Annotated in this window: 12 protein-coding genes and 1 tRNA gene; 11 read left to right on the plus strand and 2 right to left on the minus strand. The window is 63.8% G+C overall.

Annotated features, from left to right (window positions below):
• Positions 1-43: 43 nt before the first annotated feature.
• The 6 genes from proB (at position 44) to ACW7G1_RS07130 (ending at position 6,196) form a co-directional block, all read left to right on the plus strand.
• The gene (proB, locus tag ACW7G1_RS07105) at positions 44-1,195 is read left to right on the plus strand and encodes a glutamate 5-kinase (RefSeq protein WP_456979065.1); all 1,152 of its coding nucleotides are present in this window, start codon (positions 44-46) and stop codon (positions 1,193-1,195) included.
• A 16-nt stretch (positions 1,196-1,211) separates the two neighbouring features.
• Positions 1,212-2,501, plus strand: a complete 1,290-nt coding sequence (locus tag ACW7G1_RS07110; RefSeq protein ID WP_456979066.1) for a glutamate-5-semialdehyde dehydrogenase — start codon at positions 1,212-1,214, stop codon at positions 2,499-2,501.
• A 128-nt stretch (positions 2,502-2,629) separates the two neighbouring features.
• Positions 2,630-3,676, plus strand: a complete 1,047-nt coding sequence (locus ACW7G1_RS07115) for a YeiH family protein (protein ID WP_456979067.1) — start codon at positions 2,630-2,632, stop codon at positions 3,674-3,676.
• A gap of 326 nt (positions 3,677-4,002) precedes the next feature.
• Positions 4,003-5,001, plus strand: coding sequence for a transglutaminase family protein (locus tag ACW7G1_RS07120; protein ID WP_456979068.1), 999 nt, complete (start codon positions 4,003-4,005; stop codon positions 4,999-5,001).
• Positions 5,001-5,720: a hypothetical protein gene (locus ACW7G1_RS07125; RefSeq protein ID WP_456979069.1), complete on the plus strand. Its 720-nt coding sequence runs from the start codon at positions 5,001-5,003 to the stop codon at positions 5,718-5,720. Before ACW7G1_RS07120 ends, ACW7G1_RS07125 begins: the two co-directional genes overlap by 1 nt.
• Positions 5,721-5,728: 8 nt before the next feature.
• On the plus strand, positions 5,729-6,196 hold the full coding sequence (locus ACW7G1_RS07130; protein WP_456979070.1) for a hypothetical protein: 468 nt from the start codon (positions 5,729-5,731) through the stop codon (positions 6,194-6,196).
• Between the two features lie 312 nt (positions 6,197-6,508).
• Here the strand turns inward: ACW7G1_RS07130 and ACW7G1_RS07135 are convergent.
• Positions 6,509-6,585 (minus strand) — tRNA-Pro (locus tag ACW7G1_RS07135).
• A 133-nt stretch (positions 6,586-6,718) separates the two neighbouring features.
• On the opposite strand from ACW7G1_RS07135, the gene hisS reads away from it, so the two are divergent.
• Both hisS and ACW7G1_RS07145 read left to right on the plus strand, forming a co-directional pair.
• Positions 6,719-8,092 carry a histidine--tRNA ligase gene (gene hisS / locus ACW7G1_RS07140; protein ID WP_456979071.1) on the plus strand — a complete coding sequence of 458 codons (1,374 nt, stop codon included), beginning with the start codon at positions 6,719-6,721 and terminating at the stop codon, positions 8,090-8,092.
• Positions 8,089-9,978: an HAL/PAL/TAL family ammonia-lyase gene (locus tag ACW7G1_RS07145; RefSeq protein ID WP_456979072.1), complete on the plus strand. Its 1,890-nt coding sequence runs from the start codon at positions 8,089-8,091 to the stop codon at positions 9,976-9,978. Before hisS ends, ACW7G1_RS07145 begins: the two co-directional genes overlap by 4 nt.
• Positions 9,979-10,181: 203 nt before the next feature.
• On the opposite strand, the gene ACW7G1_RS07150 is transcribed toward ACW7G1_RS07145, so the two are convergent.
• Entirely contained in the window at positions 10,182-12,020 is a 1,839-nt protein-coding gene (locus ACW7G1_RS07150) for a sensor domain-containing diguanylate cyclase (RefSeq protein WP_456979073.1), read from the minus strand.
• 120 nt (positions 12,021-12,140) lie between these two features.
• On the opposite strand from ACW7G1_RS07150, the gene ACW7G1_RS07155 reads away from it, so the two are divergent.
• From ACW7G1_RS07155 to hisD, 3 genes are all read left to right on the plus strand, one after another.
• Positions 12,141-12,452: a YerC/YecD family TrpR-related protein gene (locus ACW7G1_RS07155; protein WP_456979074.1), complete on the plus strand. Its 312-nt coding sequence runs from the start codon at positions 12,141-12,143 to the stop codon at positions 12,450-12,452.
• 97 nt (positions 12,453-12,549) lie between these two features.
• Positions 12,550-13,461, plus strand: a complete 912-nt coding sequence (gene hisG, locus ACW7G1_RS07160) for an ATP phosphoribosyltransferase (RefSeq protein WP_456979075.1) — start codon at positions 12,550-12,552, stop codon at positions 13,459-13,461.
• Positions 13,458-14,783: a histidinol dehydrogenase gene (gene hisD / locus ACW7G1_RS07165; RefSeq protein ID WP_456979076.1), complete on the plus strand. Its 1,326-nt coding sequence runs from the start codon at positions 13,458-13,460 to the stop codon at positions 14,781-14,783. The genes hisG and hisD overlap by 4 nt, the downstream gene beginning before the upstream one ends.
• Positions 14,784-14,794: the final 11 nt, after the last annotated feature.

The raw sequence follows: 14,794 nt of genomic DNA on the forward strand, positions 1-14,794 counted from the left end.
ATCGCCCACTCGCGAACATTCCAATGGAGAGCCACCCAAACCGATGACTTCCATATTCCCCGAACAACCACTCCCGCCCTGGCGACGCGCGGTGATCAAGGTCGGCAGTAGTCTACTGACCGATGGCAAGGGCGGGCTGGGCAAGCGCAACGCCGCCGCGCTGGCCGGATTGATTGCCCGCTTTCGTGACCAGGGGCGCGAGGTGCTTCTGGTCTCGTCCGGTGCGGTCGCTGCGGGCCGAGGCTTGCTGGCCAATCACGGCATGGGCGTGACCCAACGCCAGGCGTTGGCCGCGATCGGGCAGACCCCGATGCTGGCGTTGTGGCAAGGGCTGGTCGAGCAGCCTGTTGCCCAGGTACTGCTCAGCCATGACGACTTGCGCAACCGGCGCCGCTACCTCAACGCACAGGCCACGTTGCACGAGCTGTTGCGCATCGGTGCGCTGCCGATCGTCAACGAGAACGATACCGTTGCCATCGACGAGCTGAAACTGGGCGACAACGACAACCTGGCCGCCGCGATTGCGACCCTGGTCGACGCCGACATCCTGCTGATCGCCACCGATACCGGCGGGCTCTACACCGCCAATCCCGGTGAGGACGCCAGCGCACGGCCGGTGCCGCGGATCGAGGAGATCACTCCCGAAATCATGCGCATGGCGCAGGGTGGTGCGGGCCTGCTCGGCACCGGTGGCATGTACACCAAGCTGGAAGCGGCGACCAAGACCGCTTCCGCGGGTATCGCGACGGCATTGTTCTGTGGCCACGATGCCCAGACCATTTCGGCGCTCGGCGAGGACCGCCTGCATGGCACGTTCATTCCGGCCCATGGTGATCGACTGCTCGCACGCAAGATGTGGCTGCGACACACCCCGCCAAGTGGCGGCGTGGTGCGCGTGGATGCGGGTGCCGCCAAGGCGCTGTCAGAACACGGCGCGTCGTTGCTGCCCGGTGGCGTGTTGTCGGTTGAAGGCGATTTCTCGCGCTCTGCCATGGTCGACGTGCTGCCCGCGACGGGCCATCGTCGCCTCGCGCGCGGGCTGGTCCAGTACCAATCCAGCGACCTGGAGCGCATCGCGGGGCACCACAGCCGCGATATCGCGCCGATGCTCGGTTTCGATAACGGCCATTCGGTCATCCGCCGCGACGACCTGGTGCTGTTGAGCGCCGCCGCGGCGGTACCAACCAGTGAATAATTCAAGGAGTAACGTCATGAGTGGAACAGTCACTAATGGATACGTCCGCAAACTAGCCGAGCGCGCACGCGCCGCCTCCCAGGTCATTGCCAGCCTCGATTCCGCCCAACGGGTGGCATTGATGGACGCCATGGCCGACGCGGTTGCGGCCGGCAGCGATGACATCCTCAAGGCCAACCTCGCCGATATGCAACGCGCCGAAGCAGCAGGGACCACCGGTGCGATGCTGGACCGCCTGCGCCTGGATGACGGGCGTATCGCCGGCATCGTCACCGCGATCCGCGAGATCGCCCAGCTGCCCGATCCGGTTGGCCAGGTGACCCGCAGCGAGACCCGCCCGAACGGCCTGCTGGTCGAAAAAGTGCGCATCCCGCTGGGGTTGATCGCAATGATTTACGAAGCCCGTCCCAACGTGACCGCCGATGCTGCGGCGCTGTGCCTGCGCGCCGGCAACGCAGTGCTGTTGCGTGGTGGCTCGGAGGCGCGCGACAGCAATATCGCAATTGCCGCCTGCCTGCACCGCGCGCTGCGCCAGCAGGGCCTGCCGGCCGAAGCGGTGGCGCTGGTCGAGGACACGGCCCGCGAGCACGTGCTGGAACTGCTGCAACTCAGCGACCTGATCGACCTGGCGATTCCACGTGGCGGCGAGAAGCTGATCCGCTTCGTGGCCGAGAACGCCCGGGTCCCGGTGATCAAGCACTACAAGGGCGTGTGCCACCTGTATGTGGATCGTGCCGCGGACCTGGAGCTGGCCGTGAAGCTGGCGATCGACGGCAAGCTCTCGCGCCCCGGCGTCTGCAATGCACTGGAGACGATGCTGGTCCACGCCGATATCGCCGAAAAATGGCTGCCCGGTGCGTTGGCCGAGTTGGCCGCCCGTGGCGCAGAGATCCGTGGTTGCGAGCGGACCCGGGCCCTGTTCCCGGATGCCGTGCCGGCGACGCCGGAGGATTACGACGCCGAGTACCTGTCGCCCATCCTGAGTGTGCGGGTGGTGGACTCCATCGACGAGGCGATTGCCCACATCCAGCGCCACACGTCCGACCATACCGAGGTCATCGTCAGCACCGATGCTGCGGCGTGCGATCGCTTCATCCGCGAGATCCGCAGCTCGGCGGTGGTGGTCAATGCGTCATCGCGCTTCAACGATGGCGGTGCGTTGGGCCTGGGTGCCGAGATCGGCATCTCCACCACCCGCCTGCATTCCTACGGACCGATGGGGCTGGAATCGCTGACGATCGAGCGCTATGTCGTCCGCGGCGATGGCCAGACTCGCCACGAGGATGTGCCCAAGGTTGCTGCGTAGCACCCCGGGAAAGGCTCGACGATGAAATAAGTTCAGGTGATATGGCCGGCAAGTGGTTTCAAATAGGCTTATATCGGTCTACTGGTTATCCTGACGCGGTTTGATTCGGATCCACTGTCAGGACACCCATGACCACCCAAGCCGCCAGCTCCGACAACATCGTCACCAATGCGGCTCCGCCACCGGCCACCGGTCTGTGGCCGGGCTTGTTGCTGTCGGTGGTGATATCCGTGATTGCGTTTGGCCTGGGCCAATGGCTGCCGCTGGTGGGCGGGCCGGTATTCGGCATCATCCTGGGCGTGCTGGTGAGCAACCTGGGTGCGCCACCGCCGGCCGCCTGCCAGCCCGGCATCAGGTTTGCCGGCAAGAAGATCCTGCAATGGTCGATTGTTGCGCTCGGGCTTGGCTTGAGCCTTACCCAGGTGGCGCAGACCGGGATGGAGTCGTTGTCCGTCACCGTTGTCAGCGTCATCGCGGCTTTCATTTCGGCGTTGCTGCTGGGACGGCTGCTGGGGATTCCATCAAAGCTGAAGATGTTGATCGGTGCCGGCACCGCGATCTGCGGTGGTTCGGCGATCGCCGCAGTGACGCCGATCATCAAGGCCGACGAGCACGAAACCGCGTTCGCCATCTCCACCATCTTCCTGTTCAACCTGGTGGCCGTGCTGGTGTTTCCCGCATTGGGACACTGGATGCAGATGAGTCCAGAGGGGTTTGGCCTGTGGGCCGGGACAGCGATCAACGACACCTCGTCGGTGGTTGCCGCCGGCTATAGCTACGGCCAGGTGGCGGGCGACTACGCAACCATCGTCAAATTGACCCGGGCCACCCTGATCATTCCACTGTGCCTGGTATTGGCGGCGATCGAGGCATGGCGCCACAAGAAGCAGGGCGGCGGCGACTTCGACCTGCGCAAGGTGATTCCCTGGTTCATCGTGTGGTTCATGGTGGCGTCGGCCGTGCGCACGATGGGGTGGATTCCGGAAGCGTGGCAACCGGCGATCCATGACGGCGCCGAGTTCCTGATCATCATCGCGCTGACCGCCATCGGCCTGTCGGCCAACCTGCGCCGCATGGCGGCCACCGGCTGGCGACCGATAGGCCTGGGGTTCGGGGTCTGGGTCGCCGTGGCGCTGTCCAGCCTGGCCACGCAGCAGGTCATCGGCAGCTGGTAAGCGCGGCGGCTGCATGGACTGCGCACGCCCTCAACTCGCCGCGCACGAAAAAGGCCACCCGGCGAGGGTGGCCCAAGACATTGATCTGATTGGTCGGGGAGACAGGATTCGAACCTGCGACTTCTACGTGCTGAATTACTGCACTTTGCATCGGAAAGCCTTGCAGGGCAGGGGCTTCAGCCGAGAATCGTCCCGGTGTCGGACGAGAATGGGACGATGGGTGACGGTCCATTCACTCGTAATGAGCTGCTCACTTCCTCTGGGCTGTGGCAGCAAGTCCCGGTCAGCGCTATGGTGCGCAGGCAGAATGGGGACGCAGAAAACGCATGGGGACACGATTCCACCGCTGGACCGGCTGGGTGTTGGGCGTGCTGTTGGCGTCGGTAGCGCCGTTCGCGTGCGCGGCTGACCTCGCGCCGTTGCGCGTTCTGTTCCAACTTCCAGACAACCGCGTCGACTATGCTGCCACGAAGCTGACGGTAGACCGCCTCATCGACCCGAGCACAGACGTGGCCGCCGTGCGCCGACAGCTGGATCAATGGGAAAGCGCCGTTCGCGGTAACGTGCCCACCAACCCCACAGCGCGCCAAGTTCTCGATGCGTTGCTCAAGACACTCTATGAGCCAGGGGCCTGGAACCAAGGTCGGCCCTTCACTTACGACCTGTCCGACCCGCTGGGCAAGAACCCGACGAACAAGCAGCTGGCGACTTATCTGGCAACGCGTAAGGGCAACTGCGTGTCCATGCCCATCCTGATTGTCATCTTGGGGCAGCGATTTGGCCTGCCCGTAGCTTTGGCCACGGCGCCCAACCACGTCATGGTGAAGTTTGCCGACGACACGCAGCAGGCCTGGTTGAACGTTGAGGCCACCGCGGGCGGCTTCAAATACGACAGCAGCTACGAGCACGAAACGGGGATTTCCGAGCAAGCGATTGAGAACGGGCTCTACTTGCGTCCACTGACGCCGCGCGAGGGAGCAGGCGTCATAGCCAGCTCCCTGATGGAGCATTACGGGGCCAAGAAGGACGGAGACGCGCTGATGGCTGTGGCCGAACTTGCGCTGGAGGCGAACCCCCGGGACCCGGTGGCCTTGGTGTGGAAGGCCAATGCCTACTACCTTCAGCTGCAGCAGCGCTATGCGTCCAAGTATCCGAATGTCGCCGACATTCCGCCGGCACAAATCGCTGACTACCAACGCTTGAGCCGGGAGAACCTGGCGTGGTTCGCCAAGGCCGAAGCCTTGGGGTGGTCGCAAAAGACGCCAGAGCAGGAAGCCAACTATCTACAATCCATCCAGCGCGAGAAGGCGCGAAGGGGGCAATGATGCGCAAGACCGTTCCAACGCTGTTGTTCATCGCGCTCTGCGCACTCGTGTTTGACGCATCGGCGCGGTTCGTGTCGGTGGATCCCGTGAAAGCTAACGCGAACACGGGTGCAAATTTCAACCGCTACTACTATGTGGACAACAATCCTTACAAGTTCACGGATCCAGATGGCCGGGCCAAGTCATGCGCCAACAATCAGTGCAACATCACGGCCGACACCTACAATCCCGTCAAGTCGAATGGGCGAACAGTAGTGGCGTCTCCAGAATTGCGCGCAGCCGGCAACGCGGCCGTGCCCCAGTTCACTGTTAAATCCGGCTCGAAGGAAAGTCTGGGTTTCTTTGTGCCTGACGCAAACGGCAAGCCGGTGGCCCACCCCGCACAAGGCATCCAGAGCACAAGTAATGGGACGGGCGCAACCGCGTCAGCAGCTATCCCGCAGAATGCCATGGGTGTCATCCACGGCCACATCGATGGTGGACCGAACAGATCCAATGGCATGGTGGACGCGCCAAAACTCAACGGCGGCTACGGCGATACGCAATCTTTGAAGGCTGGCATGCCGACCGCCACGATTTCTCAAGGGCAAGTGGGCTGGCACGAAATCAACAACGGGCAACTCCAGTTCTCCTACCCCCAGGGCGGGATGAGTGGTGGTCAAGAGAACCAAATTCAGCGCAACTTAAACAACGAGCAGAAGTTGTTCCACAACCCCTAGGACTGACCATGACGAACATACGCGTTCCGGTCTTGGCTTTCGTTTTAGTGATGGCCGGCTGCGCTCATTTGGCGTCCACTAGTCCCGAGACTGTGTCGCCCAGTGAACTGAATACCTACCCGCAGCGGTATCACGAGCAGACTGTCACGGTAGAGGGCTTTCTGACGCTCGTGCCAGAAGCCCACAATTTGTATCAGTCCAAGGCTTTGAAAGCCGAATTTGGACGTCGATGGGACGCTGAGGATCCCACATTCGATCCCAAAGCCTACGAAGGCTATTGCTTAACCGTCGCCAATCCGGACGCGCTGATGGTTAAGCAGGAGGCCTTGAACGGCACCACGATCACAGTCAAGGGAAGGTTTCTGGCCGATTACCTTGATGGCGCGATCGATCTCGGCGCGTGTCCGCTGCCTACAGCCATTGTGATCGATGTGGATGATCTAAAACGCCGTTACCCTTCGATCTTCGCCGACTGATGCACGCAGGTCTTGCTCTCCTGTCATGGCAGCCATGATGTTGGGTGCCAGTAGACGCTCTGCGGGTCTGGTTCCATAAGACATCTACGCATTGAGCGTAGATGTCAGAGACTCAACCTGTTGATGCCAAAGGCGTGGGGCGAAGATGGGACGATAGAAACGGCATCCTTGGGACGAAGCCAGATTCAGCAACGCCAAGTGATTGAAAAGTAAGAAGGTCGATGAGTTCGAGATCCGACCTGATCGAGGTGCTGACCCCAAAGAAAAGAGCCCGAAAAGACGAATCTTTTCAGGCGCTTAGGATCAAACAGTTGGTCGGGGAGACAGGATTCGAACCTGCGACTTCTACGTCCCGAACGTAGCGCTCTACCAGGCTGAGCTACACCCCGACTGCAGAGCCGCAAATTGTAGGACTGTGGCCGGTAGTACGCAAGGGGCAAGTACCGCTGCAGGCGGAAAGAGAGCCGGGCCGCTAAACTGTGAGCCGAACCTTTTCACGACCGTCGTCACCAGGAGTCTTGCTTGATCAAGCCGCGCACGCCGCCCGGGGTCATGGAGCTGTTACCCCCCGACCAGATCGCCTTCCAGCGGATGCTGGACACGATCCGCCGCAACTTCGAGCGTTTTGGCTTCCTGCCGGTGGAGACGCCGGTGATGGAGCTGTCGGAGGTGCTGCTGACCAAGTCGGGCGGCGAAACCGAGCGGCAGGTGTACTTCGTGCAATCGACCGGCGCGTTGGAGAAGAACGCCGGGAGCTTGCCCGAGATGGCGCTGCGCTTCGACCTGACCGTGCCATTGGCACGTTATGTCGCTGAACACGAGCACGATCTGGCGTTCCCGTTCCGGCGTTACCAGATGCAGCGGGTCTACCGCGGTGAGCGCGCCCAGCGCGGGCGCTTCCGCGAGTTCTACCAGTGCGATATCGACGTGATCGGCAAGGACACGCTGAGCGTGCGCTTCGACGCGGAGATGCCGGCGGTGATCCACGCGGTGTTCTCGGCGTTGGCAATCGGCAAGTTCACCATCCAGCTCAACAACCGCAAGTTGATGCGCGGCTTTTTCGAGGCCCAGGGCGTGGCCGATGGCGAGTTGCAGGCGCGGGTGCTGCGCGAGGTCGACAAGCTCGACAAGCGTGGTCCGGATCATGTGCGCGAGACGCTGACGGGCGAGGGTTTTGGCCTGTCTACGGAGGTGGTCGATACGATCCTGGATTTCGTCAAGGTGCGCTCGACTTCCCATGCCGATGCGCTGGCGCAGCTGGACGCATTGGGCGAGGGCAATGACTCGCTGCGCGAAGGTCGTGAGGAGCTGCGCGAGGTGCTCGGGCTGGTCCGCGCGATGGGCGTTCCGGAATCCGATTACGCGCTGAACTTCTCGATTGCGCGCGGGCTGGATTACTACACCGGCACCGTGTACGAGACCACGCTGGATGATTATCCGCAGATCGGCTCGATCTGCTCGGGCGGGCGTTACGACAACCTCGCCAGCCAGTACAGCAAGTCGAAACTGCCGGGTGTGGGGATCTCGATCGGCCTGACCCGGCTGTTCTGGCAATTGCGCGATGCGGGCCTTGTCGACAGTGCGGCCAGCACGGTACAGGTGCTGGTGACCCAGATGGACGCGGACTCGTTGCCGCATTGTCTGGCCGTGGCCAATGAGTTGCGACAGGCGGGGCTCAATACCGAGGTGGTGATGGAGTCGTCGAAGCTGGCAAAGCAGTTCAAGTACGCGGATCGGTCCGGCATCCGCTTCGTGGTGGTGTTGGGCGCGGACGAGATCGCCAAGGACACCGTGACGATCAAGGACCTGCGGCGCGCCGATCAGTTCGAGGTGGCGCGCACGGATCTGGCCCGCACGCTTCGGGTCGAACTGGCGCAACCGGAGGTGAAGCCATGAAGCCGGTATGCCTGGATGGTCGTTCGCTGACACGTGCCGGACTGGTTGCCGTCGCCCATGGTGCGCAGGTCGAACTGGCCGCGGAGCAGTTGCCAGCGGTGGCCCGCGCGGCCGACTTCCTGGCCGAGCAGGTGCGCCGGGAGGAGCCGATCTATGGCGTTTCCACCGGGTTCGGCAGCAACGCCGACCGCCTGTTGGGCGCACACCGGGTGCGCGAAGCATTGCCCGGCGAGGAGCCGACCGGCGAGACGCTGCATGCGGAACTGCAGCGCAACCTGATCGTCACCCATGCCGTCTGTGTGGGTGAGCCATTCGCGCCGGAAGTCGTGCGCGCGATGCTGTGCATCCGCATCAACACGTTGATGCGCGGGCACTCGGGTATCCGGGTGCAGACCTTGCAGGCGCTGGTGTCGATGCTCAATGCCGGAATCGTGCCGGTGGTACCGCAACTGGGCTCGGTGGGTGCTTCGGGCGACCTGGCGCCGTTGTCCCATCTGGCCATCGTGCTGCTGGGCGGCGGTGAGGCGTTCTACCAGGGCGAGCGTGTCGGGGGTGCGGAAGCACTGGAGCGCGCTGGCCTTGAGCCGGTCACGCTGTCCTACAAGGAGGGTCTGGCGCTCAACAACGGCACCGCGCAGATGCTGGCGTGCGGCGTGCTCGCGCTGTCGAAGCTGGAAGACTTGCTGGACACCGCCGACCTCGCCGCGGCGATGACGATCGATGCATTTGCGGGCCGCCTTGGCGCCTTCGCCGAGGAAGTCCACGCCTTGCGTCCGCATCCGGGACAGGTCGAGGTCGCCGCCCATTTGCGCCGGCTGCTGGATGGCTCGACCTTGGCCGATATTCCGTATCACCTCGTGCCGCGGTTCAAGCCGTGGTCGCCGCGCGCCTGGGACACGCCCGACGCGCAGGCACTGCGTTTCGATATCGGTTGGGACTGGGTGCCGCTGGACCAGCGCCACGGCCGGGAAAAGTTCTACACCCGGTTCCGTCCGTTCCGCGGCGGCAAAAAGCACCAGCCGCAGGACAGCTATTCCTTGCGTTGCATCCCGCAGGTGCACGGCGCGGTTCGCGATGCGGTCGCCCAGGCCGCGCGGGTGCTGGAGATCGAACTCAATGCATTGACCGACAACCCGATCGTGTTCCCGGATGCGAAGGCCGAGCACGTCGAGCAGCAGGTGATTTCCGCCGGCCATTTCCACGGCATGCCGCTGGCGCTGGTGATGAGCTATGTGAAGGCGTCCATCCCGGTGTTGGCGAGCATTTCAGAGCGCCGCCTCAACAAGCTGGTCGACCCGGCCACCAACGACGGCCTGCCGGGCTTCCTGATCGGCAACGAGGACGCAACCGAGTCGGGCTTCATGATCGTCCAGTACACCGCCGCGGCGATCGTCAACGACCTGACCAGCCGCGCCATGCCGGCGTCGGTGTACTCGATCCCGACCAGCGCCAACGCCGAGGACCATGTCTCGATGGGCGCCAACGAGGCCCGTCACGTGCTGGCGATGGCGGACGACCTGGGCAAGGTGCTCGGGCTGGAGTTGTACACCGCCGCGCAGGCGCTGGACCTGCGCCTGGGCATGATCAACGCCGCCTGCGAGTTGGCGCGCCGCGGCGACGCTGCCGCGCTGGCAACCAAGGTCCAGGGCGGGCCGCGCGACGATGGCAGTGACCAGGCCAGCTTCATCGCCGAGGTTGAGGCGCTGCGCGTGCAGTTGGTCGATGCCGAAGCGTTCCGCCCCGGCAACGCGGTGGCAGCAGCGCATGCGGCAATTCGCGCGCGCATTCCGTTCCTGGAACGTGATCGGGCGCTGGACGGTGATGTGGCAGCCGCAGTACAGCTGGTCGTCGATGGTGACGTGCTGGCGGCGGCGCGCACGCTCTAGGGAAGGTTTGGTCAACCCAGCGGCCTGGTGTTCGGGGCGGACGGGTTTGGGGCGTGTAGGTCGGGTTTTAACCCGACAACCATGGATCCCCGCCTTCGCGGGGATGACGGTTTATTGGGGATGAAGGTGTATTGGGGATGAAGGTGTATTGGGGATGAAGGTGTATTGGGGATGACGGTTTGGTGTGGGATGACGACAGTTGTTCAGCGCCAGCGCACGCAATCGCGGTCATCGCCCTTGGCCCGGTAAAGCGCTTCATCCGCACGCTTCAGGGCGGGGGAGATGTTGGTGCTGCCATCGAGCTCCAGCTGGTGGACGCCAATACTGACGGTCACGCGGATCCGCCGGTCTTCACTCAAACATGGGGCGTCACGCAGGTTCTGGCGAATCTCTTCGGCGATGATGATCGCTTCCTGCAGGCCCAGCCCGGGCAATCCGACCACAAATTCCTCGCCCCCGAACCGGGCCAGCAGTGCGCCGTGTGCCCGCAGGGTCTGCCCGATCGTGCGGGCGGTCCAACGCAGGCATTCGTCGCCCACCAGATGGCCATGGTTATCGTTGATGTGCTTGAACAGGTCCAGGTCCATCAGCAGCAGCGATAGCGGCTGGCGCTGGCGGTGCGACTGAAGCATCAAGTGCTGGAAGCGTTCGATGAAATAGGCGCGGGTGTGCAGCCCGGTCAGTCCGTCGCGCTGGCTGGTCTCGCGCAGGCGTGCATGCGCATCGCCCAATTGACTCAAGGCGTTGCGCAACTCGGTGGTACGGCGCCTGACCGTCTGTTCCAGCTCCTGGCCTGCCTCGCGCACGATGCGCTCGTTTTCGGTGCGCAGCACGGCGTACCGGTAGCCCAGCGCGATCGACAACAGCAGCATTTCGCTGGCCGATCCGATCTGCACGCCGTATTCGGTGATGAAGTTCTTCGGCAACAGGTCAAACGCCACCGCCGCGAACATGGCAGTGCCTATCAGGAACAACGCCCATGCCAGCAGGAACAACCGCGCCGGCTTGTAGCCAGTACGCATGACCACGATCGACTCAACGGCAATCCAGCCAATACTGATGAACACCGAGGCCGACGCCAGCGGGGTGGCAATGCGGTAGGGCAGCCACAACGAGGCAATCCCGAGCAGGACGAAAAACCCGATCATCGCCAAACCGATGTAGTCGCCGAACCGCCAACGTTGCCGCAGCTCCAGGAAGTGCCGCGCGAATTGCTGCATGCCGATCTGTGCCAGGCAGATGGACAGCGGTACCGACTTGTCGGCCAGCCAGAGCGAGTCGGGCCACAGGTACTCGAAGCCCAGTCCGTTGAGGGTAAACAGGACCAACCCAAACGCCGTGATATGCAGCAGGTACCAGAAGTAACCCGCATCAAGCAGCCGCAGCCACAGCACCAGGTTGTAGACGAACAACGCCAGCAGGATGCCGTAATAGAGCCCGATCCCGAACTGGCCGTCGCGTGAGGCTTCGGCAAAGGCGGCCGGGGTATACAACCACAATGGCACCTGCATCGAGCTTTGGCTGCTCACCCGCACCAGCAGGTCGACCGGCTGGCCGTCGGCCATGTGGATCCAGGAATTGGGCATCCGGTAGCGGATGCTGCGCGCATCGAACGGCAGCCAGTCCCCGCCGGCGTGATGGTCTACACGGCCGTCGGCATGCACCGTATACACGTCGACGTGGTCGCTGAGGGGATATTTCTGTACCAGCAACCAGCGCGGCTCGAGCGGATTGTTGTTGCTGATCCGGGCATGGAACCAATAGGCGCCGGGCTGGAAGCCGAACGTCGTACTGCCGCCTGGCAGTGGTGCGAAACGACCGTCCCGCAACAGGTTGCGAGCCTGGGCAAGATCTGCTTCACCGGAAGTGTCGTGGTAGTAGCCGATGTACGGCGCCAGATCCAGCCGGGAAACCTGGGCGTCCAGCTCGAGGGTGGGTAGGGCTGCATTGGCGGGCGTGGCGGAAAAAGCGTGAGCACCCTGGCCGGCGAATACCAACCAGAGCAGCAATCCGTAGCCGATCCCCATCCCGTTCCACTTCATCGTTGCCCCCGCGGAAACACTGCTTCGCCTTCGCACCCGCATCGTAGCGCTCTATTTCGGTTGACGGATAGAGTGCATCGCATTAATGTACTAGCACGTTAATACATTGGTACAAAATAGATGAAGCGCCGCATTGCCGAAACCGAGGATGCACCCGACGAGTTGGATCCCCTGGCATCGGCGTTTTCCGCCTTGCGCGGTCCTGCCGAGGTTCGGGCATTTCTGTTGGATCTGTGTACGCCTGCCGAGCTGGAAGCCATGACTGACCGCTGGCTGGTGGTGCCGTTGTTGTTGCAAAGGATTCCCTACCGCGAAATCCACGAACGCACCCAGGTCAGCGTGACCACCATTGGCCGCGTTGCGCGGACGATCGAATACGGCGCAGGCGGGTACGCCACTGCCATTCGCCGTACCGAGGCCGGCACCGCCTGACACGACACGCCTGACACGGCCGCGCCTGCCGGTGGACCGCGCCTGCGACTCAGAGCGGCCCAGGCCGGGTACGTGCAATCACTTTTTTGGACTCCTGATGACTCCCCCCAATCCCGCCACCCGCGATCGCTTGCGTATCGCGATCCAGAAGAACGGCCGCCTCGCCGAACCCGCGCGAGCGCTGCTCGCCTCATGCGGTATGAGCTGGCGCGAGAGTCGTGACCGCCTGTTTTGCTACGGCGAGAGCTTGCCGGTCGACCTGCTGCTGGTACGCGACGACGACATCCCCGGCCTGATTGCCGATGGCGTGTGCGACCTCGGCATCGTTGGTCGCAACGTGTTGGCCGAGCAGGATGGCGCGCGGATCTGCGCCGGTCGTGCCTCGGCATTTCGCGAATGGCGCGCTTTGGGTTTCGGTGCTTGCCGGCTGGCGCTGGCGGTCCCGGAAAGCTGGGAATGGCAGTCCCCGGCGCAGCTGTCCGGCAAGCGTATCGCCACCAGCTACCCGGCGCTGCTGGGACAATGGCTGGCGCGCGAAGGCGTGGACGCGCAGGTCGCATTGCTGTCCGGCTCGGTCGAGATCGCGCCGCGGCTGGGTCAGGCGGATGCGATCTGCGATCTGGTATCCAGCGGCGCAACCCTTGCGGCGAACCAGCTCAAGCCGGTGGTGACCTTGTTTGAAAGCGAGGCCGTGCTGGCCGGTCCTGTCCACGAGTTGGACGCAGCGCGCGGCGAGTTGGTCGAGCTGCTGCTGCGCCGGCTGGATGGCGCACTACGCATCCGCCACAGCAAGCTGCTGCTGTTCCAGACCTCGCGGGAGTTGCTGCCGGGGTTGCTGCCGCTGTTGCCCGATGCCGAGTCGCCGACGGTGATGCAGGTGGATGGCGCCGATCATCTCGCGTTGCAGGCGTTATGCCACGGCGCGTTGACCTGGCAGCGGCTGGAGGAGCTCAAGCGGGCCGGTGCCTGCGGACTGATGGTATTGCCGGTGGAGGGCATGCTGGCATGAGCGCGGTGGACAGTGGCCGCGTGCAATCGACCGTGTTGCGATGGGGCGAGCTGGGTCCGGCCGAGCGTCACCAGGCATTGCGGCGGCCGGCGCAGGTCAGCGGCGCTGAAATCGCCGAGGTGGTTTCAGCGCTGATCGAGGATGTCCGCACGCGTGGCGATGTCGCGCTACGTGCATTGACGGCACGCTTCGATGGTGTGGTGCTGGATGATTTTGCCGTGACCGGGGCCGAGTTCTCTGCCGCCGAAACCGCCATATCGTCCGCCTTGGGCGCGGCGATCGACGAGGCCGCCGGTCGTATCGAACAGTTCCACGCCGCCGGCATGACCTCGCCATACGCCGTGGAGACGGCGCCGGGTGTGCGCTGCGAACGGATGTTGCGACCGATCCGACGGGTTGGCTTGTATGTGCCGGCGGGGTCGGCGCCATTGCCATCGACCGCATTGATGCTCGGCATTCCGGCGCGGCTCGCGGGTTGTCGGGACGTCGTGTTGTGCACGCCTCCGCGATCCGATGGCAGCGTCGATCCGGCGGTATTGGTGGCTGCAGCACGCTGCGGGGTGCGCAAGGTATTCAAGATCGGCGGCGCGCAGGCGATCGCGGCGATGGCGTTGGGCACCGACAGCGTGCCGGCGTGTGACAAGTTGTTCGGCCCGGGCAATGCCTTCGTGACCGAAGCCAAGCGCCAGGTGGCCCGGTTGGAGGGCGGCGTCGGGATCGACATGCCGGCCGGCCCGTCCGAGGTGCTGGTGATCGCCGATGCCGGTGCCAATCCGGTGTTTGTCGCCGCCGACCTGTTGTCGCAGGCCGAGCATGGGCCGGACTCGCAAGTGATCCTGATCAGCGACGACGCCGACTTGATCAGCCGCGTCGCCGCCCGGATCGAGCTACAGCTGGTCGACTTGCCCCGCGCAGACATCGCCCGTCGTGCGCTGCAGTGCGCACGCATGATCCAGGTGGAGGCGCTGGACGAGGCATTTTCGATCAGCAATGACTACGCACCGGAGCACTTGATCCTGGCATTGCGCGATGCACGCGCCTGGTTGCCTCAGGTGCAAGCCGCGGGTTCGGTATTCCTGGGCGACTGGGCACCGGAAGCGCTGGGCGACTACTGCAGTGGAACCAACCACGTCCTTCCGACCAGTGGCGCTGCGCGCTTTGTCGGTGGCCTCAATGTCGCCAGCTTCCAGGTGGCGATCACCGTGCAGGAGGTCGACCAGCAAGGCCTGCGTGCCATCGGCCCGTGTGCGGTGGAGCTGGCCCGCGCCGAAGGCCTGGATGCGCATCGCTTGGCGGTGACGCGACGGTTGGACGTGGCATGAGCACCGTAACG

The sequence above is a fragment of the Lysobacter sp. A378 genome (assembly GCF_054052125.1).